At 51.1% G+C, this 24,999-nt stretch carries 28 protein-coding genes; 13 read left to right on the plus strand and 15 right to left on the minus strand.

The genetic code is table 11. The features are described from left to right. Nucleotide 1: 1 nt before the first annotated feature. Genes AC2A1E_RS01280 through AC2A1E_RS01300 form a run of 5 tightly spaced genes read left to right on the plus strand, consistent with a single transcriptional unit; the run spans nt 2 to nt 1,677 of the window. Nucleotides 2–286, plus strand: coding sequence for a hypothetical protein (locus AC2A1E_RS01280; RefSeq protein ID WP_484382204.1), 285 nt, complete (start codon nt 2–4; stop codon nt 284–286). A gap of 39 nt (nt 287–325) precedes the next feature. Continuing rightward, the gene (locus tag AC2A1E_RS01285) at nt 326–565 is read left to right on the plus strand and encodes a class II holin family protein (RefSeq protein ID WP_484382205.1); all 240 of its coding nucleotides are present in this window, start codon (nt 326–328) and stop codon (nt 563–565) included. After that, the gene (locus AC2A1E_RS01290) at nt 549–1,061 is read left to right on the plus strand and encodes a lysozyme (RefSeq protein ID WP_484382206.1); all 513 of its coding nucleotides are present in this window, start codon (nt 549–551) and stop codon (nt 1,059–1,061) included. Before AC2A1E_RS01285 ends, AC2A1E_RS01290 begins: the two co-directional genes overlap by 17 nt. Continuing rightward, a complete protein-coding gene (locus tag AC2A1E_RS01295; RefSeq protein WP_484382207.1) occupies nt 1,046–1,420 on the plus strand; it encodes a hypothetical protein in 375 nt (124 codons plus the stop codon). Before AC2A1E_RS01290 ends, AC2A1E_RS01295 begins: the two co-directional genes overlap by 16 nt. Beyond that, complete coding sequence (locus tag AC2A1E_RS01300) at nt 1,417–1,677, plus strand: hypothetical protein (protein ID WP_484382208.1); 261 nt, start codon at nt 1,417–1,419, stop codon at nt 1,675–1,677. The genes AC2A1E_RS01295 and AC2A1E_RS01300 overlap by 4 nt, the downstream gene beginning before the upstream one ends. A 409-nt stretch (nt 1,678–2,086) precedes the next feature. On the opposite strand, the gene AC2A1E_RS01305 is transcribed toward AC2A1E_RS01300, so the two are convergent. Then, nucleotides 2,087–3,547 carry a TrkH family potassium uptake protein gene (locus AC2A1E_RS01305; RefSeq protein ID WP_484382209.1) on the minus strand — a complete coding sequence of 487 codons (1,461 nt, stop codon included), beginning with the start codon at nt 3,545–3,547 and terminating at the stop codon, nt 2,087–2,089. A gap of 255 nt (nt 3,548–3,802) precedes the next feature. Here AC2A1E_RS01305 and AC2A1E_RS01310 point away from each other — a divergent pair, with 255 nt between their 5' ends. From AC2A1E_RS01310 to AC2A1E_RS01320, 3 genes are all read left to right on the plus strand, one after another. After that, on the plus strand, nt 3,803–4,102 hold the full coding sequence (locus tag AC2A1E_RS01310; protein ID WP_484382210.1) for a hypothetical protein: 300 nt from the start codon (nt 3,803–3,805) through the stop codon (nt 4,100–4,102). Nucleotides 4,103–4,285: 183 nt separating this feature from the next. After that, on the plus strand, nt 4,286–4,789 hold the full coding sequence (locus AC2A1E_RS01315; RefSeq protein ID WP_484382211.1) for a YlaC family protein: 504 nt from the start codon (nt 4,286–4,288) through the stop codon (nt 4,787–4,789). Nucleotides 4,790–4,856: 67 nt separating this feature from the next. Further along, entirely contained in the window at nt 4,857–4,988 is a 132-nt protein-coding gene (locus AC2A1E_RS01320) for a hypothetical protein (RefSeq protein ID WP_004942970.1), read from the plus strand. A 540-nt stretch (nt 4,989–5,528) separates the two neighbouring features. Here AC2A1E_RS01320 and AC2A1E_RS01325 read toward each other — a convergent pair. Together AC2A1E_RS01325 and AC2A1E_RS01330 are read right to left on the minus strand one after the other, a co-directional pair. Continuing rightward, the gene (locus AC2A1E_RS01325) at nt 5,529–7,250 is read right to left on the minus strand and encodes a potassium/proton antiporter (protein WP_484382212.1); all 1,722 of its coding nucleotides are present in this window, start codon (nt 7,248–7,250) and stop codon (nt 5,529–5,531) included. Between the two features lie 299 nt (nt 7,251–7,549). After that, nucleotides 7,550–7,774 (minus strand): hypothetical protein, encoded by a 225-nt coding sequence (locus AC2A1E_RS01330; RefSeq protein ID WP_459398816.1) that lies wholly within the window; start codon nt 7,772–7,774, stop codon nt 7,550–7,552. A 279-nt stretch (nt 7,775–8,053) separates the two neighbouring features. On the opposite strand from AC2A1E_RS01330, the gene AC2A1E_RS01335 reads away from it, so the two are divergent. Together AC2A1E_RS01335 and leuA are read left to right on the plus strand one after the other, a co-directional pair. Next, complete coding sequence (locus AC2A1E_RS01335; protein WP_484382239.1) at nt 8,054–8,293, plus strand: YceK/YidQ family lipoprotein; 240 nt, start codon at nt 8,054–8,056, stop codon at nt 8,291–8,293. Nucleotides 8,294–8,423: 130 nt separating this feature from the next. Next, the gene (gene leuA / locus AC2A1E_RS01340) at nt 8,424–10,091 is read left to right on the plus strand and encodes a 2-isopropylmalate synthase (protein ID WP_484382213.1); all 1,668 of its coding nucleotides are present in this window, start codon (nt 8,424–8,426) and stop codon (nt 10,089–10,091) included. Here the strand turns inward: leuA and AC2A1E_RS01345 are convergent. Beyond that, nucleotides 10,063–10,851, minus strand: a complete 789-nt coding sequence (locus AC2A1E_RS01345; RefSeq protein ID WP_484382240.1) for an AraC family transcriptional regulator — start codon at nt 10,849–10,851, stop codon at nt 10,063–10,065. The two genes, leuA and AC2A1E_RS01345, sit on opposite strands and share 29 nt — an antisense overlap. Nucleotides 10,852–10,999: 148 nt before the next feature. On the opposite strand from AC2A1E_RS01345, the gene AC2A1E_RS01350 reads away from it, so the two are divergent. Beyond that, nucleotides 11,000–11,398, plus strand: a complete 399-nt coding sequence (locus AC2A1E_RS01350) for a VOC family protein (RefSeq protein ID WP_484382214.1) — start codon at nt 11,000–11,002, stop codon at nt 11,396–11,398. 47 nt (nt 11,399–11,445) lie between these two features. On the opposite strand, the gene AC2A1E_RS01355 is transcribed toward AC2A1E_RS01350, so the two are convergent. From AC2A1E_RS01355 to AC2A1E_RS01375, 5 genes are all read right to left on the minus strand, one after another. Further along, the gene (locus AC2A1E_RS01355; protein WP_484382215.1) at nt 11,446–12,981 is read right to left on the minus strand and encodes a peptide MFS transporter; all 1,536 of its coding nucleotides are present in this window, start codon (nt 12,979–12,981) and stop codon (nt 11,446–11,448) included. 472 nt (nt 12,982–13,453) lie between these two features. After that, nucleotides 13,454–14,692 carry a multidrug efflux MFS transporter MdtG gene (mdtG, locus tag AC2A1E_RS01360; protein WP_484382216.1) on the minus strand — a complete coding sequence of 413 codons (1,239 nt, stop codon included), beginning with the start codon at nt 14,690–14,692 and terminating at the stop codon, nt 13,454–13,456. A 202-nt stretch (nt 14,693–14,894) separates the two neighbouring features. Continuing rightward, nucleotides 14,895–15,179, minus strand: a complete 285-nt coding sequence (locus tag AC2A1E_RS01365) for a YciI family protein (protein ID WP_484382217.1) — start codon at nt 15,177–15,179, stop codon at nt 14,895–14,897. Between the two features lie 86 nt (nt 15,180–15,265). Then, nucleotides 15,266–16,186, minus strand: a complete 921-nt coding sequence (locus AC2A1E_RS01370; protein ID WP_484382218.1) for a Kdo(2)-lipid IV(A) acyltransferase — start codon at nt 16,184–16,186, stop codon at nt 15,266–15,268. Between the two features lie 270 nt (nt 16,187–16,456). Continuing rightward, nucleotides 16,457–17,554, minus strand: a complete 1,098-nt coding sequence (locus tag AC2A1E_RS01375) for an NADH:flavin oxidoreductase/NADH oxidase (RefSeq protein ID WP_484382219.1) — start codon at nt 17,552–17,554, stop codon at nt 16,457–16,459. 207 nt (nt 17,555–17,761) lie between these two features. On the opposite strand from AC2A1E_RS01375, the gene trhO reads away from it, so the two are divergent. Further along, nucleotides 17,762–18,814, plus strand: coding sequence for an oxygen-dependent tRNA uridine(34) hydroxylase TrhO (gene trhO, locus AC2A1E_RS01380; protein WP_484382220.1), 1,053 nt, complete (start codon nt 17,762–17,764; stop codon nt 18,812–18,814). Between the two features lie 54 nt (nt 18,815–18,868). On the opposite strand, the gene AC2A1E_RS01385 is transcribed toward trhO, so the two are convergent. Both AC2A1E_RS01385 and AC2A1E_RS01390 read right to left on the minus strand, forming a co-directional pair. Next, nucleotides 18,869–19,447: a YceI family protein gene (locus tag AC2A1E_RS01385; protein ID WP_484382221.1), complete on the minus strand. Its 579-nt coding sequence runs from the start codon at nt 19,445–19,447 to the stop codon at nt 18,869–18,871. A 24-nt stretch (nt 19,448–19,471) separates the two neighbouring features. Beyond that, complete coding sequence (locus tag AC2A1E_RS01390) at nt 19,472–20,026, minus strand: cytochrome b (RefSeq protein WP_484382222.1); 555 nt, start codon at nt 20,024–20,026, stop codon at nt 19,472–19,474. Nucleotides 20,027–20,457: 431 nt separating this feature from the next. Here AC2A1E_RS01390 and AC2A1E_RS01395 point away from each other — a divergent pair, with 431 nt between their 5' ends. Next, entirely contained in the window at nt 20,458–21,516 is a 1,059-nt protein-coding gene (locus AC2A1E_RS01395; protein ID WP_484382223.1) for an AI-2E family transporter, read from the plus strand. 99 nt (nt 21,517–21,615) lie between these two features. Here AC2A1E_RS01395 and solA read toward each other — a convergent pair whose 3' ends face one another. The 4 genes from solA to pyrC all read right to left on the minus strand — a co-directional run bounded on the left by solA (nt 21,616) and on the right by pyrC (nt 24,833). Beyond that, a complete protein-coding gene (gene solA, locus AC2A1E_RS01400; RefSeq protein ID WP_484382224.1) occupies nt 21,616–22,728 on the minus strand; it encodes an N-methyl-L-tryptophan oxidase in 1,113 nt (370 codons plus the stop codon). Nucleotides 22,729–22,870: 142 nt separating this feature from the next. Then, nucleotides 22,871–23,125: a biofilm formation regulator BssS gene (gene bssS / locus AC2A1E_RS01405; protein WP_459398802.1), complete on the minus strand. Its 255-nt coding sequence runs from the start codon at nt 23,123–23,125 to the stop codon at nt 22,871–22,873. Nucleotides 23,126–23,467: 342 nt separating this feature from the next. Beyond that, nucleotides 23,468–23,707, minus strand: coding sequence for a DNA damage-inducible protein I (gene dinI / locus AC2A1E_RS01410; RefSeq protein WP_076939829.1), 240 nt, complete (start codon nt 23,705–23,707; stop codon nt 23,468–23,470). 76 nt (nt 23,708–23,783) lie between these two features. Beyond that, nucleotides 23,784–24,833 carry a dihydroorotase gene (gene pyrC, locus AC2A1E_RS01415; protein ID WP_484382225.1) on the minus strand — a complete coding sequence of 350 codons (1,050 nt, stop codon included), beginning with the start codon at nt 24,831–24,833 and terminating at the stop codon, nt 23,784–23,786. Nucleotides 24,834–24,999: the final 166 nt, after the last annotated feature.

Raw genomic sequence — 24,999 nt, forward strand, 5'->3', positions numbered from 1 at the left:
TATGGCTTTTAAACTAACAAGAACTCGTAATGCAGACATTATCGTAGATGGTGTAAATGTAGGCTCACAGGATAATGTCATTGAAATTATCATTGACATAACCAATATTTCACTAAACCCAACAACGAATGACGGGATTATAATTGCCAAAAAGACAATAAACAAAAGCTATGCTGGTGAATTCAATTATCAGTTTATCTATGACACTAACGGGCAGGATATATTAAGACAAGCAGAGCAGCAACTATTGCAGCTGGAGGAGTTTTCCGGCGCTATAAAAATATAGTCTATCTCGGATTGGAAATAAAACCCCTGGGGGTGAGGTATGAGAATGGAAAAATTAACAACAAATCTTTCATATGGCGCGTCAGGCGGTAGCGCTGCTTTTGGCATCGCCCAATTTTTAGATAGGTTTTCCCCAGAGCAATGGGCTGCAATTGGGGTTTTGGGCGGGTTATTTTTCGCGCTACTGACGTGGCTGATGAACCTGTATTTCAAACTGCGTGAAGACAGGCGGAAAGAGCTGGCATGGAAAAGCGGGGTTACCGATGAACAAGCTGAATAAAGTCGCCGCTGGCACCGTCTGTTCTGTTGCGCTGATTATCGGTCTGGTGGTCAGCAACGGTAACGTGCGCACCAGTAAAGCAGGGCTGGAGCTGATCGGTAACGCTGAATCTTGCCGCACTGAGCCGTATCTTTGCCCGGCTAACGTATGGACTGACGGGGTCGGCAACACGCACGGCGTAAAACCAGGGGTGCGCAAAACGATTGAGCAGATCGCCGCCGATTGGGAGCGCAACATTCTGGAAGCCGAACGGTGTGTGAACCGTAACGCCAATGGCCAGCACTTGCGGCAGGGTGCTTTTGATAGCTCGGTAAGTCTGGTGTTTCGTGTTGGCTGCCCGACCGCGCAGAAATCGACGCTGTTCTACATGCTGCGTCAGGGCCGCGTAGATGATGCGTGCGAACAGTTTCCACGCTGGGTTTATGCCGCTGGCAAAATCCTGCCGGGTTTAGTTACCAGGGCCGGCAAGGAGCGCGCATTATGCCTGGCAAAATAACCGCCGCTATCGTAATCGGCCTGGCACTGGCGGCCATCGTCGGCGCTGGCGCCTGGCTGGCTAGTCGCCACTATCAACCGACGATCGACAACCTCAATCGTGAATTGACCACCTGCCGGAACAGCAACAAACAGCAGGCGGCGGCGATCGATAGCCAGAACGCCGGAGTTACAGCACTGCAAACGTTAGAGGCGTTACGCAAAGCGGCGGCCAGCGAAGCGCAGAAGCAGGCAGCGGAAGCGGCAAAAGGTGATTACGCTAAGGCTAACACCGTGCTGGCCGAACGTAGCGAAGGGGATTTGTGCGCGGCTGCATCAGCGGCGTTTGATGCTGAGTTAAAACGGGAGCGCAGCCAATGAAAAGGTTATTTGTGATCGCCGTCCTGGCGTTGGTCGGTTGCACCAATAAACCAGCGCCACCGCCCGCGTACGTTGAAGTTAAAGTGCCGGTGGCAGTACCGTGCAAAACTGCGCTGGTGTTGGTACCGGCGTTCGCTGTTGACCAGTTACCGATCGGTGCGTCCATCGATGTACAGATGCGTGCGCTACGGGCGGAGCGGCATCAGCGGATCGGTTACGAGCGGGAGTTATTGGCGGCGAATGAGGCATGCAATTAGGCGTTCGTAACATGGCGTATTTCGGTGTTATAACTCAATGATTCGCCAGTGTACGATAATTGCGCCATGTTATGATTTTTACCATAACTGATTGTTTTTAATGGTGTTAATTATGATTTTAAAATCCCTCGGCTTATGGCTGTGCGGGTTCAAGTCCCGCCCCGGGTACCATTACGAAATCAATAGACGTCAACAGGCGTCTATTTTTTTGTTTAAAATCCACCGGTTACTCGCTTTTCCCTCATCTTCTACTCTCCATAAGTCAACGCAATTCAACCTACATCATGCAGCTTGTAAGTATACATTTGAGTGTATGTGCTGCTTTTATAATGCTCAGCGCCTGTACTGATAAGGCCAGCCCGGTAATTTTTTCGTGTTGCTGCCACGGTAATTACATTGGTCTACACACTCAGGATCGCCAGAACGTGCGTGAGCACAGGATAAGAATCGGGTAAATCTCCAATCTGCCAAACAGCATTGCGGCACACATCAACCATTTGGCTGGTGAACTTAAGGTACCAAAGCCCGCTGCGGTTTCGCCAAACCCTAAGCCCATATTATTAATGCAGGCTGCGACAGTGGCGAAAGAGGTCATCAGGTCGTAGCCCATCAGGTTTAACGCCCAGATGAAGAAACAGCTGAAAAAGATATAAAGAAAAAAGAAACTCCACACGGAACGCAATACGCGGTCCTGAATGGGCGTATTTCCTACCTTAATGGTATAAACCGCATTAGGGTGCAGCATCTGGTGGATTTCACGCCGGCTCTGTTTGTACATGATCAGGAAACGAAGTGCCTTGATCCCCCCGCAGGTAGAACCTACACAGCCACCAAAGAAGCTGGATGCGAGCAGGATGATCACCGTGTGAGACGGCAATTTAGCGTAATCTGCGGTTGCCAATCCGTTGTCAGTCATCATTGAGCTGGTGAGCAGAAATCCATGGACAAAAGCATCCTTGACGCCATACATCTTCGAACTGAAGAGTTGTAGGCATACCAACGCCATCACAATCGCAAGCGCCAGCAGAAAGAAGCGTAATTCAGGATTTTTGTATAGTGGCTTTAGGCTACGGCGCTGAGCGGCGACAAAATAAAGTGTAAAGCTGACGGCCGCGAGTATTGAGAAAATACCGCCAACCATTTCGACGGCGGAGCTGTCAAAAAAACCCAGGCTCTCATTGCGGGTAGAAAATCCTCCTAGCGAAACCGTCGAAAGGGCATGGCATAGTGCGTCAAACCACGGCATGCCAGCTAGACGGAACGCCAGAACGCACAATAACCCCAGAAGCATATAGATTGACCACAGACTTTTGGCGGTATCGGCCAATCGCGGTGTCAGGCGTTCTTCTTTAAATGGGCCGGGTGTTTCAGATTTATACAGTTTGGTGCCACCAATGCCCAGTAAGGGTAGGATCGCCACCGCCAGCACAATGACGCCCAAACCACCGATAAAGTTAAGTTGAGCGCGGTAATAGAGAATGGATTTCGGGACATCGCTAATATCATTCAGTACCGAGGCTCCCGTCGTGGTGATGCCAGATACGCCTTCAAATATGGCGTCTGTCAGGCTGATATTCAGGGTGTCATCCAGCCATAACGGCAGGGCACTGATAAGAGAGAAAAATATCCAGAATAGTACGATGATCAAAAAACCATCTTGAGTACGCAGTTGCACTTTCTTTTGACGCGAGGCCTGCCAACAGGCTCCACCCAGTAAACTGGCGATAATTAAGGTGTAGAAAAATGAAAACAGACTGTTTTCTTTGTAAATAAGAGCCATTATCATCGGCGGGAGCATAGAAAGGCTATAAAGCAGAACCAGAAAACTGCAAAGATTGATAACGACTAACGTTTGTTTTTTATTAACCATGGCTTTATGCAGATTACGTCAGCGGCAACCGGGCACCTTTGGTGAATCATCCTATAAAGAATAAAGCAAGTGGTGTAAAACGCGTAAGATTTTAATATCGAATGTAAATTAATGCGTTGGCTCAATTGTTCATCGCGGTTGGCAATCGGCAAGAGGAATTAGTCATGAGCTTACTCTCACCCTTCAAGTAACTGGGTTCTATCCTTTGCTAAACTATAAGCAGGCAGATGTGCTGCTGGGCAACAGGAGGTCGATATGTCTGAGTCCGAACTGCTTCAGGCGTTGTTGCAACGTGTTGCAGCATTGGAGGCCAGAGAACAGTCACTGACCGCCGCCTCAAATGCCTATCAAGCCATTATCACTACCATTCTGGGCCATCTGGATAAATCTACACGCGATAAGGTTATCGCGATGATCGATCAGGCCCATGAAATTGCCTATGTGCGTGCCGCGCAGCATTGTGATGAACCGAAGAAGCGTAAAATCAAGCAGGCTGATGACGTTGCTCAACGCATGTTTATGGTTGCCCAAGGGAAAGTATCACAGTCGCGGTGAACCCAAGATATAACAGTTTGCGGTGGATAATATCGTAACTGATCTACCTTGCTGAACTGTACTTATGTTAGCGTGAACAGATAATAGTGATATCCCCTTATTACTTGAAGCAGTAGCGTTGTGGGCTGCAACTCCAAGTACTTTGGGATAAGTAATGATGCGCTTATGCATAAGGTTATTACGATGGATACGATCAAAAACATCTTGGTGAAAGAAATCGAGCAGATTAACCAGCAAGAGGGGCGTGATGGCAAACCGCGATTCAACAGCGAGTTTGCACGCAACCATCGCTATCTGTGTCTTGCCATGTTCGCAGGCTATTTGGCCGTGGTTGCTGTGATGTATCCGGTGCCTTACATGGGGCTAGTGGCGTTCTTCGGTTTTACGGCTTTTGTGCTTTTCATGTTTGCCATGTTGTTGCTTGAGATTAAACCGGTTTACCGTTTTGAAGATATTGGCGTATTGGATTTACGCGTCTGCTACAACGGTGAATGGTATTTTACCCGCGCATTGTCGCCGCAGACAGTGCAGGAGCTGCTTAACGAACCTTCCATCAGCATGGCGTTAAAAGCGCGGATGCAGGAAATCATCGCCAACAAGGGTGAGATCGATTTTTACGACGTCTACGATCTGGCGTATTCAAAGAAGCTAGGTAGCCCATCGGCAACGCTGGCGGCGCTGAACTGAAGGGTTTGCGCCGGTGCGGATGTCGATTATAATCCCCCTTTGAAACAGGCTAGTTTGAGGAATTACGATGAGTGATGATATTTTCGATTTTGATATTGATGCCGAATTAGCGAAAGCTGAAGAGAAAGCGGCTCAAAAGGCCAAAGAGGTCCCAGAAATCCTCGAGGATGAAGCGGACTGCGAAGGTTGCAAAATCTGATCGTGACTCCAATAAAAAACCGCTGCGGCGGTTTTTTTTAAGCCCGGTGAATAGGGCTTAAAAAAAAGCCCGTGGTTTAGACGGGCATAACACTTGAGTATGAGGGCGACTTATTGTTTTTATCAATGCAGATTAAGCATACGCTCAACCGGTATCTGATGATGCAGTCACATTGTAACAAAATTGTTATCGCGTTCCAGCAGGAGTTCAACGGATTAATCCAGCATAAATCCCCAGAGCAACAGCCCCGCTACGGCAGTGGCGCACAGTGCCGAAACCGTGAGTAAAACCTTTCCCAGAATGTCTTTCTCTTGTTCTTGTTGTGCCACGTTATCTTACCTAATCAGCATGTTATGAACCAAATTAGCGAGACTCAGAGCCATCACAGTACAAGGGTTATGGTCTGATATTGCGCGACTGACTCAGGTATTGAGATGGGTAGAGTATCGGGTCATTTGATAATGGCTATCATTAGGAGTTTTCCGGGACGGATAAGTTCCCGGAATATTGTGATTAGCGCTGCGGCAGTGACGATTGGGCTTAATCGGTAACGATCCTGACACCGATCTTGCTGATTTTATTCGCTTCCATCTCAGCGATGGTCCAGGTTAGGCCATCCCACTCCACCTGGTCACCCAGAACGGCTTCGCCGCCAATCAACTCAGTAACAAATTGGCCGAGCGTCTGCTGGCTATCGATGCCTTCCTGCAGGTTTAGACCATAGAGCTGTGAAATATCGCTCAGGCGTGCATCGGATTGCAGAATGAAATCGCCGAAAAAGCGCTCATCGCGTGTAACTGGAGGGGCTTGGCTGAACAATCTACCGAGCATGGGGAGATCGTGCTCATGGCCGATAACACACAAAATATCACCGTCAAGCAGACGAGTACTGCCGCTCGGGTGTAATAACTCTTTGCCACGGAACAGGGCAGCAATATGGGTGCCCGGTGGCATTTTGAGCTCACGCAGCACTGCGCCAACGCACCAGTTTTCAGATGTCAGCTGATAAGTAAACTGCTCCCACTGGTTGTCTGGATGGACATCCAACCCCACGCGGGAAATCGGCGTCGGTGCCGGTGGCACTACCACTTTGGCTTTTCTGGCCGCGAAAGAAAGCGTGGTGCCTTGCAGCAACAGCGAAACCAGTACCACGAAGAAAGCGACATTGAAGAACAGACTCGCGTTCGGTAATCCCGCCATCATCGGGAAAACGGCCAGGATCACCGGTACGGCACCACGTAACCCAACCCAGGAGATAAACACCCGTTCGCGCAGGGTAAAGTTGCGAAACGGCAGCAAGCCGAGAAATACCGAGAGTGGCCGTGCAAACAGGATCATCCACAGTGAAAGCAGCAGGGCCGGGATAGCGATCGGTAACAGGTCGTGTGGATTGAGCAATAGCCCCAGAACCAGGAACATACCGATCTGGCTGAGCCACGCCAGCCCGTCAAAGGTTTGCACGATGCCGTGGCGGTTGCGGATGGGGCGGTTGCCCAGCATCAGACCACACATATAAACGGCCAGAATGCCGCTGCCGTCCAGCGCAGTGGTGAGCGCGAAGATCAGAATACCGCCGCTGACCGCCAGTAGAGGATAGAGCCCTTCTGCTAGCTTGATATGGTTGATCAGCGTCAGCAACAGCCAACCGCCGCCGAGACCTAAAACAATCCCCACACCGAACTGCTGCAACAGATGAATGAGGAACATCCAGCTCAGGGAGGTTTCCCCTGCGGCAATCATGGAGATGAGCGTAATGGTCAAAAACATGGCCATAGGATCGTTGCTGCCGGATTCAATTTCCAGCGTGGCACTGACACGTTCGTTCAGCCCTTTACCACCCAGCAAGGAGAACACGGCGGCTGCATCTGTGGAGCCAATGATGGCACCAATCAGCAATCCCTGAATCAGATCAAGATTAAACAGCCAGGCGGCGGCCATTCCGGTCAGCCCGGCGGTGATGACTACGCCGACGGTGGCTAGAGATAATGCGGGCCACAAGGCGACACGGAATGAGCTGACGCGGGTGCGCATGCCACCGTCAAGCAGGATCACGGCAAGGGCCAGGTTACTGACCAGATAGGCGGCAGGATAGTTGTCAAAAACGATCCCCCCTGGGCCATCTACGCCTGCCAGCATGCCGATTGCCAGGAAGATCACCAGAATTGGGATACCTAATTTTGAGGAGAAAGAACTGAGGAAAATACTTGCTCCCACCAACACGGCACCGATGATGAACAAGTTGTTGATCGTGCTGGCATCCAAAATAGCGATCTCCTGTGGGCAGAATGAGGGAAAGAGTGCATCAGAGCATCAGCTCTGCATAATAATAGCCTGTTTTTCCGGTAAAACGCCAAGGCTGATTACCAAAAGAATTAAGCTATTATTACTATTTTAAGAGAGATTTAAAGAAAAAAGAGGTAAAAGAGGGCTGTTTCTAATTTTTATCTCTATTAATCAGTGGATTGATAGATAGCTATGATAATAAAACCTGGCTTTGAACAAGGCTTAGCGATGAAAAACCATTAAACCCCGATGGGGATTTAATGGTTTGCCGGTGGATTTTAATGATCGAGTGATTGTAAGGCACGTTTGATCAATTCAGCTGCCAGTTTCCTCTCTGCTTCTGAGATCCCATCGAGATTGAGATTAGCCAGCTCAGCCACCAATACACTGCGATCTTTACCACTGATGGAGGCATCCAGGGTTGAGAGCAACCTGCCCAGAATTTTCAGCAATGTAGCGTTTTCCGGTACTGCTTCGGCGGCCGTGGTGTCTTGATCAGTCATTAAAAATCCTCTCTGTCGTGGCGGAAGGGGCGGAATGCATCCCCTGGGGTCTATCAGCCCAATCGCCACCCTAAGGCGGGGATATGGATTTTTACTTATGCCCTATAGTTATAACAACTCAATGCGATATGCTCCAGCATAACTTTGTATCAACCTCTGTGGCCGGTGCTAAACGGCGGGCTCAAACCTCTCACCTTGTTTCAGAAAAAACCATGTTAAAATCCACGCTAGCATTGCTTATTCCCTGAACAATCAAGGTGAAGAATTACGTTGTTACATATCAAATCGTTAGCACGTTTGGTGCTGTTAACCACCAGCGTAGCGACATTATCTGGCTGCGGCAGCATCATCAGCCGCACGATACCCGGAGCCGGTCATGGGCATCAATACTATCCAGGGGTACAGTGGGATTTACGCGACACGCCTTGGCGCTTTGTCACGGTGATTGATGTACCGCTGTCGATGGTGGTGGATACTTTTATGCTGCCGTTTGATGCCCAGCATGGGCCTTATGAATAAGCGCTGTGGATAGGTAAAGGGCAGATATATTGTCTGCTTTGCGACGATGATTGTCCGTTAAGCGGGAGCAAGACGTGCTCAGGCAGGAAATAATGGCAGGGTACAGCCCTATTTCTTGAGGAGAATCCTGATGTTAACCAATCCTGCAACCAAGTATCGTCCATTTCCGACGATAGATTTACCTGGCCGCCAATGGCCTGGTCGCCGCCAGCAATCGGCTCCACGCTGGTGTTCCAGCGATCTGCGCGATGGCAATCAGGCCCTGGCCGATCCCATGGACAACACCCGCAAGCACCAGTTTTATCAGTTACTGTTGGAATGTGGCTTCAAAGAGATCGAAGTGGCTTTTCCTTCGGCATCACAGACCGATTTTGATTTTGTCCGCAGCCTGATTGAGCAACGGCTGATCCCCAATGACGTGACAATCCAAGTGTTAACTCAGGCACGAGACGAACTGATCGATCGCACTTTTGAGTCTCTGCACGGCGCACCGCGTGCGATAGTGCATCTGTACAACGCCACCGCACCCATGTTCCGGGACATTGTGTTCAAGCAGGATAAGGCGGCCACGGTGGCGTTGGCGGTCAATGGCGCACGGCGTATTCGTCAATGGTGTGAACAACAAACAGAAACCGCTTGGACCTTCGAATATTCACCGGAAACCTTCAGTGCTACCGAACTGGAGTTTGCGCTCGAGATTTGCGAGGCGGTGGCCGATGTCTGGCAGCCTTGTTCGCAACGGCCAATGATTATCAACCTGCCTGCTACGGTGGAAATGAGCACGCCAAATATCTACGCCGATCAAATCGAGTGGTTCTGTCGCCATTTCAGCCAGCGTTCGCAGGTGTGTATCAGCGTACATCCGCACAACGACCGTGGCACTGGAGTGGCCTGTGCTGAATTAGCGATGCTGGCCGGGGCCGATCGGGTGGAGGGTTGTCTGTTTGGCAACGGGGAACGGACCGGCAATGTGGATCTGGTGACGCTGGCACTGAATCTGTACACCCAAGGGATCGCTCCCAAACTGGATTTCAGCCGCTTGAAACAGGTGGTTGAGGTGGTTGAACAATGTAATCAATTGCCTGTGCATCCACGTCATCCGTATGCCGGAGAATTGATCTTTACGGCCTTCTCTGGTTCGCATCAGGATGCGATTAAAAAAGGCTTTGCGGCCCAGCAACTGCGCAAGGACGGCCTGTGGCAAGTGCCTTATCTGCCGCTGGATCCGGCGGATGTCGGCTGTAATTACGAAGCGGTGATCCGGGTTAACAGCCAGTCTGGCAAGAGCGGGGCCGCCTGGTTACTGGAGCAGAATCACGGATTGGTGCTGCCACGCGGGTTGCAGATTGCTTTTAGTAAAGTGGTACAGCTTGCCACCGACGAAAGCGGCAAGGAAATGACCGGTGCGCAGATCTGGCGTTTGTTCCGCGACAGCTATGGTTTAGTGGAAAAACCAGTGCTTCAGTTGCTCAGCTATCAGACCCATAGCCAGGGCGCTAATGACCACAGTTTTAGTGCGCTGGTTAACCTGCATGGTGAACAGTTGCAGTTACAGGGGGCGGGCAATGGGTTACTTTCCAGCGCAGTGGATGCCTTATGCCAACGTTTTGGCCTGGTGCTGGCGATAGACGACTACCACGAGCACACGTTAGGGCACCAGAGCCACAGCCGTGCGGTAACCTACCTCCGCTGTACGGTGGAAAATGGCGAAGCCACCTATGGGGTAGGGATCGACGCTGATTCTGCCAGCGCTTCGTTGCAGGCATTATTCAACGTTGCTGGCTGCTATTTGAGGTAATCACTGGCTGAGCCTGGGAAAAATAGGTGCTGGGCGAGACGCCAAGCAGACGGCGGAACATGGAACTAAAGGCACTGGGGCTGTCATATCCCAGATCCAGTGCGACTTCCAGCACCGAACTGCCCGCGGCCAGGGCGTTTAACGCTGCGAGCAAACGTGCCCGCCGCACCCAATCAGCAAAGCTCAGGCCAGTCTCACGCTGGAAACGGCGCGATAGTGTCCGGCCACTGATATTGATTTGTTTGGCCGCCAATTCCAACTCCCAGGTTTGTGCCAGTGACTGCTGAATATGTCGGCATAAGGTCAGCAATGTGCCGTCACGGGGTTCTGGCAAGTTCAGCGGCAGAATCGGCAATAGGCGCAATTCATCAAGGATCAGCTCCATAATGCGTTCCTCACGCCCTCCTGCGCGGTAATCGGCAGCAATATCCATGGCGCTGACGATCAGTTCGCGCAGTAATGGGGAGATCTGCACCACCTGACAGAGAACCGGTAAATCAGCACGTGCCAGCGGATCGACAAACAGCGTTCTCACTGCCACATTGCCGGTAAAACGCAGGTTATGTACCACGTTAGCAGGCAGCCAGACGCCACGGCTTGGTGGCACCACCCAACTCCCCATACGGGTATTGACCTGCACAACACCGCTGAGGCTGTGGATCAACTGCGCATAGTTATGCTGGTGATCGGGTTCGTAGTCACCATGCTGGTAATCTTTAGCGAAGGGGACAATAGACTGATTTTCTGGCAGATATTGCATCGGGAAACCTGTGTCCATCCATGAAGCGGTCATCGCAGCATGCCATGACCGGCATCATGACACCAGATGCCCGCCGCAGGAAAACGCATTTACTGAACGCTGGCTGTAGGGGGAAGGGCTATGCTGTTTTCACACTCACAGAAGGAAAATGAACATGCACAATGCCGTATTACGTATCGCCCGCCCAACCGATCGGCTGCCGGAGATCGCACAGATGTACTGCCGTGGCCTGGGTTTTGCACGGCTTGGTGAGTTTGAGGATCATCAGGGTTTTGATGGCATCATGCTCGGCCATCCGCAGCATGCCTATCACCTGGAGTTTACCCATCATCGTGGTGTGCGGGTAGGGCAAGCCCCTACGCAGGACAACCTACTGGTGTTCTATCTGCCAGAAGAGGAACAGTGGCAGGGAATGTGCGAACAGATGCTGGCTGCCGGGTTCCGGCGTGTGCAGGCTTATAACCCTTATTGGGATGCCAATGGGCAAACCTTTGAGGACTTGGATGGTTATCGCGTGGTGTTACAGCGGCAGGCCTGGCAGATATAAAAAAAGCCAGCGACAGGCGCTGGCTTTAGAGTGTAGCCGAGCACTCATTAAGCGTTTGCTTTGCCTTGAGTATTCTCCAGCATGCGACGAATCGGTACGATCAGCAGAATCAGCACTGCGGCACAGATCACCAACGCGATAGAGCAACGGGCGAACAGGGTCGGCAGCAGTTCCAACTTGTCTGCTTTCACATGGCCACCGATCAGGCCAGCCGCCAGGTTACCCAAGGCGCTGGCGCAGAACCACAGGCCCATCAACTGGCCGCGCATTCTGTCCGGTGCCAGCAGGGTCATGGTCGCCAGGCCAATCGGGCTCAGGCACAGTTCACCCAGCGTCAGCATCAGAATACTGCCCACCAGCCACATAGGTGATACACCCGCACCGCCACTGTTCAGCACATTTTCAGATGCCAGCATCATCACGCCAAAACCTGCGGCCGCAAAGAGAATGCCGAACACGAACTTGGTGATGCTGCTCAGGCGCACCTTATTGCGTGCCAAGGCAGGCCACATCCAGCTAAAGAACGGTGCCAGCAGGATAATGAACAGGGCGTTGATCGATTGGAACCACACCGCCGGGATCTCGAAGTCACCGATCATGCGGTTGGTGTAGTCGTTAGCAAACAGGTTGAACGACGTCGGTTTCTGTTCGAAGGCAGACCAGAAGAATGCGGCAGAGACCAACAGGATAAAGCACACCAGCAGGCGCGCACGCTCTTTGCGGCTCAGACCAGCGAAAAAGAACAGGTAGATAAAGTACAGTGTGACCGAGGTGGCAATCACATAAACCAGCATGCTGGCAACGGCCACCGGGTTGATCACGATGATGCCTTGAGAAATCAGGCCAACGATGACGGCAACACCCACGGCCAACGCCACGAGCCAGGCACCGACGCCATTTTTCTTGGCGACCGGGCTGTTCCAGGTTGAATCCAGACCAACTTCGCTGTCATAGCGCTTCATTGATGGCACGGCAAAGATGCGGAAGATAATCAGTGCCACCAGCATCCCGATCCCACCGATGCCAAAACCCCAGTGCCAACCGTGCGTACGTACCAGCCAGCCGGAAATCAACGGGGCGAGGAATGAACCCATGTTGATGCCCATGTAGAACAGCGAGAAGCCGCCGTCACGGCGTGCGTCGCCCTGTTTGTACAGCGTACCAACCATCACCGAAATACAGGTTTTGAACAGGCCGGAACCGAGCACGATAAACATCAGGCCGATAAAGAACAGATCGTTACCCATAAACGCCGACAGGGCGATAGACAGGTGGCCGAGTGCGATCAGGAGCGAACCATACCAAACTGCTTTCTGCTGCCCGAGCCAGTTATCTGCCAGCCAACCCCCAGGCAGGGCGGCTAGGTACATGCTGCCAGCAAAAATACCGACGATCGCCGAGGCATTCTCGCGTGCCAACCCCATACCGCCGTCATAAACGGTAGCGGCCATAAACAGGATCAATAATGGACGGATGCCATAAAACGAGAAGCGTTCCCACATCTCGGTGAAAAACAGCGAACCGAGCGGATAAGGATGGCCGAAGAAGGTTCGGTTTTCTTTCTGTGTAACAGAGGATTGCATAAAATCTTCCCGATAAAATGTGCCGCCATAAAGCGGCTGTACTGTGGTATGTGTGTGTTTAAGAGAGGTGATCCAACTTGCGCGGATTACCTGACAAAACCTCAGCCGCAACGCATGTGAACCATGGAAAACGTGCTGGCCCTTGTTTCACTTGGCCTGAATTTTAGCTCTGGCGTGATATTTTTTAACCATCTGGTTACTGGGCAATAATTTCGTCTGGTTATCTATATCCCATTTTTCAGATGAAAAGTCGACAAACATCTACTTTCTTAGTTTTTATTTTGTCTAAACGGGTATTTGCATTAACAGGTGGTTTATTGCTCTGAGTTATCTTTAACTATGTTTAAAACAAGGCATTGATATCGGAGCTTTCTGGAATTAGCGCATAGGCAGGCAGGGTTATTCGACAAGGGAAAACCGTGGGAAATAGGACTTAACTGAGAGGTATTGGCGTAAGTGGCGATAAATCTGGCTATTGTTCTTCCTGTAGCCTGTCTTCGCGCATTCTGGCCGGGCGTCGCTGTAGACACCACCAGGAGTAGAAAACGTTAAACACCACCACCATTGCAGTCACGCAGAACACGGCGCGGAACCCATAGCTGGCCGATACCGCCGCGCCTAGCAGCGGGCCACTGACATTACCGATATCGCGGAATGATTGGTTATAGCTGAATATCCGCCCGGCAACCTGATTGGTACAGTTGTAAAGCAACAGGGTTTGCACCGCAGGCAACAATGCGCCGTCCGCAGCGCCGAGCAGGAAGCGTAACACGCCAAGCTGCCAGGGTTCCTGAACAAATGCCATGGGGATCAGCAGAAGCACGGAAACGATCAGCATACACACCAGAATGCGCTCCGGGCCGATTCTATCCCCCAATTTGCCCAACCTGGGGGCACTCATCAGCGCCGCAACGCCGGGCACTGAGGCGATCAGGCCGCTGATAAACGCCAGATTGTGAATATCGCCGGCTAAATCACGCACATACAGCGTCAAAATCGGCGCAATCGAGCCGGTAGCAATCTGGATGACCATAGAAGTGACAAACAGGCTGAGGATCAGCTTGGGGCTTTTTAGCGAAGCGAATACCTGGCGCGCGTGCAACATGTCTTTTTTCTGTACCGGCGTGAATTGTTCCTTCACGTAAAACAGCGTCAGCAGAAAGCAGATAAATAGCACGGCCGCGGTGATGAAGAATACCGGACGCAAGCCATACTGATCGGCCAGCAAGCCGCCAATCAACGGGCCGATTAACGCGCCGCTGATGCCACCGGTAGACAGGGTACCCAAGGCCCAACCGCTGCGGTTACGTGGCACCTGAGTGGCAATCAGCGCGTTGGCATTGGGAATAAAACCGCCCAGCAGCCCCAGCACCGCACGTAGCGCCAGAAATTGCCAAATGTTTTGTGCCATTCCCATCAGCACCATCACAATCGACATGCCCAAAGCCGAGCGTAACAGCATCAGCTTACGTCCATGCCGATCGGCAAGCCCGCCCCAGAAAGGAGAGGCAATGGCTGAAAACAGGAAGGTAATGCTGAAAACCAGACCGGACCACATGTTCAGTTCTTGATGGCCGGTAACGCCAAGGGCTTCAACGTACAACGGCAGGAATGGCATGATCAGACTGAACGCGGCACCGGCCAGAAAACACCCAATCCAGATGATAAAGAGGTTACGTTGCCAGTTAACAGGTTCTGATGCCAAGGCCATAGGTTTCCGTGCAGAAAGTAAAAAATTTTGTAATTACATGGGGTAATAGTGCCAAACGGATAGATAGCCTGATAAGTATGCGCTTAGTTGCACGGGTTATCAATTAACCAGCGAGGGGGATGGGTAAGAAAATGAAATAAAGTTTTAAAAATAACGAAGGGGGTTATTCCCGCACGCGGCACGTACGGGAACCACGGAACTTTTATATGCCAGCCAGTGCTTCAAACCCGCTGGACGTTAGGGTGAGGGCGACATCGGTGATTTCATAGTGGGCCACGGCGTTGAACGGATCCTGCGCTAAAATAGCATCCAGCCGCGACCGTTCAATACCTTTCACCAGGATCACACCGCCAATGCGCGGATTCTTGCGGCCCGAGGCGATAAAAGTCCCGTCCTGATAATGTTGCTTCAACCAGGCAACATGCCCTTCAAGGTGACTGTCGACTTCTTCAATCGGGCGGTGATAGGTCAGGTTGACGACGTACATAGTGGCTCCCTTTGCCAATGATAAAGCCATAACATCACACTGTTTTGCCTGCTTCTCAAGATGGCACTGGTAAAAAAACGTTACGCTTAATAAAGCGAAGGCTCACCTTCCGGGCGGGTTTTGAAACGGCGGTGCAGCCACATATATTGATCCGGCGCCATCAGGATCTCCTTTTCTACCACTTTATTCATAAACGCGGCGGCCACATGCTCGTTATCCAGCGGGAAGTTTTCCACGGCGGGCTGCATGATCAATTCATACCCTTTGCCTTCCGGTAGGCGGCGTGGAGTGAAAGGAATAATGGCTGGCTTGCCCATACGTATCAATATATAGCTGCCGGTGGTGGTAGCGGCTTTTTCGACCGCAAACAGCGGAGCGAACACACTGCTGCGCGGGCCGTAATCGTGATCCGGTGCATACCAGATGATTTCGCCCTGCTTCAGCGCGCGGATCATCCCTTTGACATCTTTGCGATCCAGCATCGACTTGTTGGAACGCATACGGCCGCGGGTTTGCAGCCAGTCCATCAAGGGGTTGTCATGTGGGCGGTAAACCCCAATGCCTGGATTGTGGATACCAAAAATCCGCGCCCCCAGTTCCAGCGTCAGAAAATGCAACCCGATCAGCAAAACGCCTTGCTGGTTGGCACGCGCCTGCTCAATGTGTTCCAAGCCACTGACGGTAAACCAGCGTTCGATGCGCCAATTTGGCCAGAACCACGCCATACCGGTTTCAAACAGCCCCATGCCTACCGACTCAAAGTTCTTTACGATCAATGCCTCACGCTCGGCTTTTGGCATTTCAGGAAAACACAGCTCAAGGTTACGTCGTGTGATGGTGACTCGGCGTTTAAGAAAACGCATGGAGAATCGGCCCAGCCCAGTACCCAAGTGATAAATAATCGGGTAGGGGAGCAGGACCAGCAAATACAGTAAACCAACGCCGAACCAGGTGAGACAGTAGCGGGGATGCAGTAAAGATCGATTAAAAGAAGGAACTTGAGTCATGTGTTCTCAGCTTAGAAGCAGTCATTTAACAGTAATCACAGGGAAACTACAGAGCCTATGATCCGAAGATCTTGTCTCATGCGATGATTTTCCTGCCGTTTATTGTTGTGTATTGTGACATTTTTCTAAGACAACAGGAAAACCCACAGCATTAAAACATCATTTTTTTGCCTTGAACTGGGTTAGAACGGTGTTTTTTAAGAAAAAACAGCGCTAAAAAACGCTAAGCCGAATAGACGGAGCGGGCGCAGAGACCCGCTCATTGGGTCTTTAATCGTTTTTAAACAAGCCTTTTAGCCCATGTGGTTCTGAACGCCAATACTGTGGCGGTGCCTGGACTTTGACACCCAGCTTGGCCGCCGCATGCCATGGCCAACGTGGGTTGTAGAGAATACCGCGCGCCAGTGCCACCATGTCAGCCTGGCCGGTAGCGATAATCGCTTCCGCCTGTTCTGGCTCGGTGATTAGCCCCACGGCGATGGTTGGCATGCCAACTTGATGCTTAATGGTTTCTGCAAAAGGCACCTGATAATTCGGGCCAAGCGGGATCTGCTGCTGTGGTGATAGGCCACCGCTGGAAATATGAATGTAGTCACAGCCCAGCGTTTTCAAGGCTGTTGCCAGTTCAACAGATTGCCGCTCATCCCAGCCGCCAGCCACCCAGTCGCTGGCGGAAATACGCACGCCAACCGCTTTTTGCGCCGGGAACACGGCCCGTACGTCACTAAAAATTTCCAGCAGTAAGCGCATGCGGTTTTGCAGTGAGCCGCCGTATTGATCGTCGCGCTGGTTAGCCAGCGGCGAGAGGAACTGATGCAGCAGATAACCGTGTGCACCGTGCAGCTCGATCAGATCGAAACCGAGGCGATCGGCACGCTGTGCGGCGGCGACAAACTGGGCTTTCAATAACTCAATTTGTGCCAGGCTCATGGCTTGCGGAGCCTTATCGTGAGGATTAAAAGGTAACCCGGAAGCCGACAGGGTTTGCCAGCCACCTTCCGCGCTGGAAAGCTGCCCGCCGCCTTCCCAAGGAACGGCGCAGGAGGCTTTACGGCCCGCATGGCCCAATTGGATGCCGAGCGGCATGGTGGCGTGCTTTTTGACGGCCTGAACCACCGCTGCCAGAGCTTGTTCAGTCGCATCATCCCACAAGCCCAAATCTCCCGGCGAAATACGGCCTTCTGGTGATACAGCAGTGGCTTCCACAATCAGCAATCCGGCTCCTGATAGCGCCAGGTGGCCGAGGTGCATGGTGTGCCATTCGGTGGCTTTACCGTTATCGGCTGAATACTGGCACATTGGCGCGATAATGATGCGGTTGTGCAACGGTAGTTGCCCTAGGGTGATGGGGGTAAAGAGCTGGCTCATAATGTCCTCATGGTCCGTCAGAATAGAGAGTACGGTAATGATTAGGCTTATCGGGATTGGCGAATAACGTCAAGTTTTGTGTGCTAAACCTGGCCGCTGGGTTAATGCTGTGTTACCGCGTATTTTCGGGTATTATGTGCGCCGCGCGCGGGCTAGCGGCCTTAGCGCACTCAATCAGTCACCCCTCGAAAGACAGGAAAGTACACCATGCCAGTGTTACATAACCGAATTTCTAACGAGGAACTGAAGGCGCGTATGCTGGCTGAAACCGAGCCACGCACCACAGTTTCTTTTTATAAATATTTTACTCTTGATGACCCTAAGGCGTTTCGCGACAGCCTGTATATTCAGTTCGATAAACTGAAGGTTTTTGGCCGTATCTATGTGGCTAAAGAGGGCATCAATGCGCAGATCAGCGTGCCGCAGAGCCATTTTGACGCCTTCAAAGCTACCTTATTTGCTGCCCACCCGGCGCTGGATCAGGTGCGGCTGAACGTTGCTCTGGAAGACGATGGTAAATCCTTCTGGGTGCTGCGCTTGAAAGTCCGTGAGCGCATCGTTGCTGATGGTATTGACGATGCCACTTTTAACCCGGCGAATGTGGGTGAATATTTACAGGCCGACCGCGTCAACCAGATGATTGACGATCCGAATACTGTATTTGTGGATATGCGTAATCACTACGAGTATGAAGTCGGGCATTTTGAGCATGCGATCGAAGTGCCTTCCGACACTTTCCGCGAGCAGTTACCGATGGCGGTGGAAATGCTCCAGGAGCAGAAAGACAAGAATATCGTCATGTACTGCACCGGTGGGATCCGCTGTGAAAAGGCCAGTGCCTATATGTTGCATAACGGTTTTAAGAACGTTTATCACGTGGAAGGCGGGATCATCGAATATGCACGTAAGGCAAAAGAGCAGGGTTTACCGCTGAAATTTATCGGCAAGAACTTTGTGTTTGACGAGCGTATGGGAGAGCGTATCTCTGAAGATGTGATTGCCCATTGCCACCAATGCGGCGAGCCCTGCGATACGCACACCAATTGCCTGAATGACGGCTGTCATCTGCTGTTTATTCAGTGCCCAAGTTGCGCTACCAAGTTTGCAGGTTGTTGCAGTGAGAGCTGCCGTGAAGAGCTGAAATTGCCGCGTGACGAACAGCGTGCGCGCCGTGCCGGCCGCGAAAATGGCGTCAAAATCTTCAATAAGTCTAAGGGATTGTTGCAGACTACGATGTACATACCGGAACCCAAAAAATAGGGCCCAGAAGACTGAGCCCATTTTGCAAGGGTGCGAAATCAGCGCCCTTGTTTATTACTTCTCGCGAACACCTTCCACAGAAATAATCAGCTCAACTTCTTGAGACGCCGGGCCGAGATCGGTGGTGATGCCAAAGTCTTTCAGCTTGATTTTGCCGTTAGCTTCGAAACCTGCGCGGTAGCCACCCCAAGGATCGTTACCTTGACCTGTCAGTTTGGCATCCAGGGTGACCGGCTTGGTCACGCCGTTCAGCGTCAGGTTGCCGACAACCGCATAGCCTTCACCATTTTTCTTCACTTCGGTGGATTCGAACGTTGCTTGCTTGTGTTTTTCTACGTTCAGGAATTCAGCGCTGCGCAGGTGCTTGTCACGTTCTGCGTGGTTGGTGTCCACGCTGGCGGTATTGATAGTGACGTTCACTTTATCTTTGGCAGGATCTTTTTCATCGAAGGTGAAACCACCGTCAAAGTCCTTGAAAGAACCATATAACCAGCTGTAACCCAAGTGCTGGATGCGGAATTCGATAAAGGCATGTTGCCCTTGTTTGTCGATTTTGAAGTTGGCGGCCAACGCGGAACCCGCGCTCAACAGCAGGGCACCAGCAGTAAGGCCTAATACGGTCTTCTTCAACATAGCAATCTCCATAATACCAAGAGGTTAATCGGCGCTGCGACCCAGCATCCGTTTCAAAGTAACATCACGATCAATAAAGTGATGTTTAAGCGCAGCCAGAGCATGCAGTGCTGAAAGCACGACAACAACCCAGGCCAGGTAAAGGTGAATCGTTCCGGCGGTATCGGCCTGTTGGGGGATACCAGTCAGAGAGGCGGGCACATCAAACCAGCCGAAAACGCTGATCGCCTGACCATCGGCGGTGGAAATCAGGTAACCGCTGATCAGGATGGCAAACAGCACGGTATATAATGCGATGTGAGCCAGCACGGCGCTCACACGCGTTAAACGGTTATAGCTGGCCAGTGGCTTGGGTGGCGGAGAAACAAAGCGCCAAACGACCCGCACCAGCATGACGATAAACAGCAGGACACCGATGCTTTTGTGGAGCTCCGGTGCTGGGTGATACCACGCGTCGTAATAGCCCAGCGTGACCATCCACAGGCCGAGGGCAAACATGCCGTATACCGTCAGTGCAACCAGCCAGTGGATCAGAACAGAAACATGACCAAAGCGGTCGGCAGTATTTTTCCAGAGCATTATGCTTCCTTACGTGACTCGTTTTCTGGCAGCAATAATTAAACGTTAAAAAACATAAATGCAATAATAAATTTAACTATGTTACTTCTTTATAATATTAATCAGTGGATTTGTGTGAGTTCTTGACAACTCAATCAAATGAATCGTTGGAGTGAGTATTTTTCTGGAAATAGTAAATTGATATTACTGATTGAATTTATTTGATTTTATTTATTATTGTCAGGTTTTGTCATGTTGCGTAAATATCATTGGAGGCGATAAAAAATAATACGAGAACGACCTTGGCGATTATTTATCCTACCAAGGGTAATAGGGGGTTAACTTATTTTACTCCAGCGTTTGGCGGCGATTTACCTGCGCCAGTGCTGAAGAGTTTGCTAATATGATAGTTATCAACGGCTCGCGTGGCCGGTTTCACGCAAGGAAATCTCATGGGCAGTTTTGAGTTTAATGACCGTAAGCTTCGCTTGATCATGATGCTGGCTATGCTGGTGGTTATTTTGGCCGGAATCAAGGCTGCTGCGGATATTGTGGTGCCTTTCCTGCTGGCGGTGTTTCTCGCCATCGTGCTCAATCCGTTAGTGGTATTACTGGAGCGCTGTCGGGTGCCGAGGGGATTGAGCGTGATGCTGCTGGTGATTACCGTCATCGTGCTATTGATGATGTTTATCAGCATGTTGGGCTCTTCCTTGAATGAGTTTGCCCGTTCCTTGCCGCAGTATCGCGGTATGATGCTGGAAAAAATACACGAACTGCAATATTACGCCGAGCGTTTCAATATCGATATTACGATCTCTGCCGATGCTGCGATCAAGTTTGTTGACCCTGGTGCCACGATGAATCTGGTCACCCGCTTGTTAGGCCATCTTTCCGGTGCCATGACCAGCATTTTTCTGTTGCTGATGACGGTAGTATTTATGCTGTTTGAAGTTCAGCACTTACCGTACAAATTGCGGCAGGCGTTGGACAAACCTAATGAAGGCATGGCGACCATTCAACGTGCGTTGAAAGGGGTGACGCACTATCTGGTGATCAAAACGGCTATCAGCTTGGGCACCGGGCTGATTGTCTGGGCATTCCTGACCTGGGTGGGAGTCCGCTTTGCGTTTATCTGGGGCATGATGGCGTTTATGTTTAATTTCATCCCTAATATCGGCTCGGTTATCGCGGCGATCCCACCGCTGATTCAAGCTCTGCTGTTTAACGGTTTCGGCGATGCCATGGTGGTGGCAGGGGGATATGTCCTGATTAACTTGGTGATCGGCAATATGCTGGAGCCGCGCATTATGGGCCGTGGGCTTGGGCTCTCCACGTTAGTGGTATTCCTCTCCCTGATATTCTGGGGATGGTTGATGGGGCCAGTGGGGATGCTGCTCTCGGTGCCCTTGACCATCATTGCCCGCATCACGCTGGAAACCATGGACGGCGGGCAAAAATGGGCGGTGATCTTGGGCGATGGCCGGTTAGCGCGCGAAGATATTCAAGAGTAAAGAACGTTCTATGCGTATCTCGTTCGCTTATTGATGAATTTCCTTGCTGGGTTTTTAGCCTGCAACCAGCCGGAATGGCAAGTTGCAGGAGAGGGGGGATCAGAAACGTTGCAGGCTGAAAGGGGCAATATCTAATGGAGAGGTCTTGTCTTGTGCGAACAGTGCCGCAATCTCGCCCAGTACGCTGGCGAATTTAAAACCATGACCGCTCAGGCCAGTGATCACCATCAGGCGTTGGCAATCTGGCAGGGTATCAATGATAAAGTCTTCATCCGGGCTCATGTCGTAGCTGCAGACCTCGCCACGTAAGCAGACGCCGACACCTGGTAGAAACTGACGCAGAAAACCAAACACTTCAGCGCCATCGCTGGCGACACTACCAAAAGGCTTGCGTTGCTCAGCGGTTTCAATCGGTTGGCCGCCATCGTGCTTGCCCACTTTTAAGCCGTCATTATCAGAGGGAAAACCGTAGTAGCGACCACCATCCGATGCTTCGACGGTAAATGCGGGGAATTGATTATTCTCACTGTAACGACCGTCCGCCTGATACCAGGAGAAAACTTTGCGCAGTGGGATAATCGGCAACTGTGGCAACAGATTTTTCACCCAGGTACCTGTGGTGATTACCGCCTTACGGCCCTGAAAACGTCCTTCAGCGGTAACGACTTCTACGCCTCCCTCAATAGGTTCTACAGCGCTGACTTGGCAGTTGAACAGTTGCGCACAGCCAGCTTCTTTTGCCAATCTGATGTAGCTGGCAACCGCCAATTCAGAAAGCAAAACTCCGGCATCGGGTTCGAATACGCCGATGTAACCTTCAGGCGCATTAAATTCGGCCCAGCGCTGTTTTATTTGCTCTGCGCTCAGCAACTGCGTGTTGAGGTTGTAGCTTTTTGCGCTGTATTGCGCGTTAGCAATAAACTCGGAATCTTGCGGGCCCATATTGAGCACGCCACAGGGGTGGAACAGTTTTTCACCGCTTTTTTGCTCCAATCCATTCCATAAAGCCTGGGCGCGCAGAATGAATGGCACGTATTTTTCACCTTCACCGTAAGCATGGCGGATAATCCGCGTAGCGCCATGGTGGCTGCCGTTACGGTGTGGTGGTATTGCGCTGTCAATCATGAGTACTTTTAAACCGTTGCTGGTGGCGTAATAGCCCGCAGCTGCGCCAACCGAACCGCTGCCCACGATGATTAAGTCATATTCCACGCGCCTTATCCTCTCTGTTATGTGTGGCTTAGGGTTTTATGATAAGAGTTTGACGGCGGCAATGCACTCACCGCGCAGGAATAGCACCAAAGAAAAAGGCGCCGTAGAACTACTGGCGCCTTAGAGAGGGTTGATACACGAATCAGTGTTTTTTTCGATCAAGATCGTAGTAATCCGTTGACTCTATTTTTGCAATGCCAGCCTCTAAGATATTGATCAATTGGCGGGCGACATCTGTGGTGAGCCAAAGCGTTCGATCCACTTGAGCTTCTTCGGCTGCTTGGTCTAGAGAAGACAGGTAATGAAGACGAATCATCATGGCATTATAAACATCGACGGTACTGATATCCCAGCCAACAAGCGGATGTGTCTGAATAACTTCATCATTTCTGTCCATAAAGACCCCTTATCAAGTAGTGACTATCGTGAGTTACTAACGAGGATCAATTCGACTTATCGCCTTGTGGAACAATTACAGTATACGCATCTCGGCTTCTCTGTGGGCTTTTTGCTGTAATTTATTAAAAATAATTATTTATTTGAACAATTATCAGGCAAAGATGCAAATAGACAATGAAATATGCTGTACAAGTTCTATTTCGTAACAGGATTGATAAATGGGGGATGGGGAGAGATTTTCTAGCTCGATGATTAAATCAACGGAAATACTAGCAAAGGTCAAACCTGGCAGAAACAAAAAAGCCGGAGAGCGACCTCCGGCAACAACAGCATTGCAGTGTTATTCTGCGCTGAACCAATCGTCGGCACTTTCCCAGGTTTCCTGGAGTATTTCCTCGATCAGGTCTTTATCTGTTTTAGCTCCGCCCAGGACAGACAGCCCGTTGGCTCCGGCATAACGTACCTGCACGGTGGTGTCAGGAAACTGGCGGTTTACCCGTTTACTGAATTCACCCGTCAGGGCTTCGATTGCCCCTGGCGGCAGTGGTTTGGTTTTATCGATAGTGACTTCAATACGCATAATTGCCCCCGAAGCTATTTACTGTTTATTTATACAGTAACTGGCATTCAGAGGCAAGAGCAGACGTAAAAAAAGATCAACAGGCTGTTACAGACCAATTAACGCTTTCCCCAGCCAGGAAAGGGACGAGCGATTCACTGCCCAGCACGATCTCTTCCGGCTGGGTTACCGCGATGCGTTGTAGTTCGATAAAGTCTTCGTTAACCGGTAAACCGTAGAAGCGTGGGCCATTCAGCGAACAGAAGGCTTCGAGATGTTCGAGTGCACCTAACTGCTCGAATACGGTGGCATAAGCAGGCATCGCGCTCGGTGCGTTGAATACGCCAGCACAGCCGCAGCTCGACTCTTTGCGATGTTTGGCGTGGGGGGCAGAATCGGTACCCAGGAAGAACCGCTCAGAACCGCTGGCAACCGCTTTACGCAGCGCTTCCTGGTGAACGTTGCGCTTTAGAATGGGTAAACAGAACAGATGCGGGCGGATCCCGCCAACCAGCATATGGTTGCGGTTGAACATCAAGTGTTGCGGGGTAATTGTCGCGCCAAGGAAATGATTACCTTCTTGTACATACTGGGCCGCTTCTTGGGTGGTGATGTGTTCGAAAACAATTTTCAGCTCAGGGAATTGGCGACGGATAGGTTCCATCACCTGATCGATAAAACGTGCCTCACGGTCAAAGATATCAATGGCCGAATCGGTCACTTCACCGTGGATCAACAGCGGCATGCCTATTTTCTGCATCTGCTCAAGCAGCGGATAAATCGCTTTAATATCACTGACGCCGTGGCTGGAGTTGGTCGTTGCGTTGGCAGGATACAGCTTGGCAGCGGTAAAGACCCCTTGCTTGAAACCGTTAACCAGCTCAGTGGCTGCCAGAGAGTCGGTTAAATAGCAGGTCATCAGCGGTGTGAATTTATGCTCCACAGGAATTGCCGCCAGAATACGATCGCGATAACTGATAGCTGCCGCAATGGTGGTGATCGGTGGCGCCAGGTTTGGCATCACAATCGCCCGACCAAATACCTGACTGGTATAAGGCAGAACCGTTCTCAGCATGTCATCGTCACGCAGATGGATGTGCCAGTCGTCAGGGCGGCGGATTTTCAGGGCTTGAGGTTGTGCGGTCATGTGGCAAAGCTCCGGCGGTCAGAAAAATATCGTAATAAAAGCGAATAATTGAGGGTTATTCACGCCGGGGTGTAAGCATAAGCGGAAAGCGTTCAGGATGCATCTGTTTGTTAATGGTGAATTGATTTTCAGCGGTAATAAAAAACCCGCCAGAAGAGGTAATGCT

The organism is Serratia sp. HNCC26DJ206, assembly GCF_057180605.1.

What these genes read in the sequence shown, in the direction of transcription:
- AC2A1E_RS01295 (WP_484382207.1), top strand. Translation starts at nt 1,046, where the DNA reads ATGCCTGGCAAAATAACCGCCGCTATCGTAATCGGCCTGGCACTGGCG.
- AC2A1E_RS01300 (WP_484382208.1), top strand. Translation starts at nt 1,417, where the DNA reads ATGAAAAGGTTATTTGTGATCGCCGTCCTGGCGTTGGTCGGTTGCACC.
- AC2A1E_RS01350 (WP_484382214.1), top strand. Translation starts at nt 11,000, where the DNA reads ATGAACATGCACAATGCCGTATTACGTATCGCCCGCCCAACCGATCGG.
- trhO (WP_484382220.1), top strand. Translation starts at nt 17,762, where the DNA reads ATGCCAGTGTTACATAACCGAATTTCTAACGAGGAACTGAAGGCGCGT.
- bssS (WP_459398802.1), bottom strand. Translation starts at nt 23,125, where the DNA reads ATGGACAGAAATGATGAAGTTATTCAGACACATCCGCTTGTTGGCTGG.
- AC2A1E_RS01395 (WP_484382223.1), top strand. Translation starts at nt 20,458, where the DNA reads ATGGGCAGTTTTGAGTTTAATGACCGTAAGCTTCGCTTGATCATGATG.
- AC2A1E_RS01365 (WP_484382217.1), bottom strand. Translation starts at nt 15,179, where the DNA reads ATGTACGTCGTCAACCTGACCTATCACCGCCCGATTGAAGAAGTCGAC.
- dinI (WP_076939829.1), bottom strand. Translation starts at nt 23,707, where the DNA reads ATGCGTATTGAAGTCACTATCGATAAAACCAAACCACTGCCGCCAGGG.
- AC2A1E_RS01290 (WP_484382206.1), top strand. Translation starts at nt 549, where the DNA reads ATGAACAAGCTGAATAAAGTCGCCGCTGGCACCGTCTGTTCTGTTGCG.
- AC2A1E_RS01345 (WP_484382240.1), bottom strand. Translation starts at nt 10,851, where the DNA reads ATGCAATATCTGCCAGAAAATCAGTCTATTGTCCCCTTCGCTAAAGAT.
- AC2A1E_RS01305 (WP_484382209.1), bottom strand. Translation starts at nt 3,547, where the DNA reads ATGGTTAATAAAAAACAAACGTTAGTCGTTATCAATCTTTGCAGTTTT.
- leuA (WP_484382213.1), top strand. Translation starts at nt 8,424, where the DNA reads ATGTTAACCAATCCTGCAACCAAGTATCGTCCATTTCCGACGATAGAT.
- AC2A1E_RS01370 (WP_484382218.1), bottom strand. Translation starts at nt 16,186, where the DNA reads ATGACTCAAGTTCCTTCTTTTAATCGATCTTTACTGCATCCCCGCTAC.
- AC2A1E_RS01390 (WP_484382222.1), bottom strand. Translation starts at nt 20,026, where the DNA reads ATGCTCTGGAAAAATACTGCCGACCGCTTTGGTCATGTTTCTGTTCTG.
- pyrC (WP_484382225.1), bottom strand. Translation starts at nt 24,833, where the DNA reads ATGACCGCACAACCTCAAGCCCTGAAAATCCGCCGCCCTGACGACTGG.
- AC2A1E_RS01280 (WP_484382204.1), top strand. Translation starts at nt 2, where the DNA reads ATGGCTTTTAAACTAACAAGAACTCGTAATGCAGACATTATCGTAGAT.
- AC2A1E_RS01310 (WP_484382210.1), top strand. Translation starts at nt 3,803, where the DNA reads ATGTCTGAGTCCGAACTGCTTCAGGCGTTGTTGCAACGTGTTGCAGCA.
- AC2A1E_RS01355 (WP_484382215.1), bottom strand. Translation starts at nt 12,981, where the DNA reads ATGCAATCCTCTGTTACACAGAAAGAAAACCGAACCTTCTTCGGCCAT.
- AC2A1E_RS01375 (WP_484382219.1), bottom strand. Translation starts at nt 17,554, where the DNA reads ATGAGCCAGCTCTTTACCCCCATCACCCTAGGGCAACTACCGTTGCAC.
- AC2A1E_RS01285 (WP_484382205.1), top strand. Translation starts at nt 326, where the DNA reads ATGAGAATGGAAAAATTAACAACAAATCTTTCATATGGCGCGTCAGGC.
- AC2A1E_RS01315 (WP_484382211.1), top strand. Translation starts at nt 4,286, where the DNA reads ATGGATACGATCAAAAACATCTTGGTGAAAGAAATCGAGCAGATTAAC.
- AC2A1E_RS01330 (WP_459398816.1), bottom strand. Translation starts at nt 7,774, where the DNA reads ATGACTGATCAAGACACCACGGCCGCCGAAGCAGTACCGGAAAACGCT.
- AC2A1E_RS01385 (WP_484382221.1), bottom strand. Translation starts at nt 19,447, where the DNA reads ATGTTGAAGAAGACCGTATTAGGCCTTACTGCTGGTGCCCTGCTGTTG.
- mdtG (WP_484382216.1), bottom strand. Translation starts at nt 14,692, where the DNA reads ATGGCCTTGGCATCAGAACCTGTTAACTGGCAACGTAACCTCTTTATC.
- AC2A1E_RS01320 (WP_004942970.1), top strand. Translation starts at nt 4,857, where the DNA reads ATGAGTGATGATATTTTCGATTTTGATATTGATGCCGAATTAGCGAAA.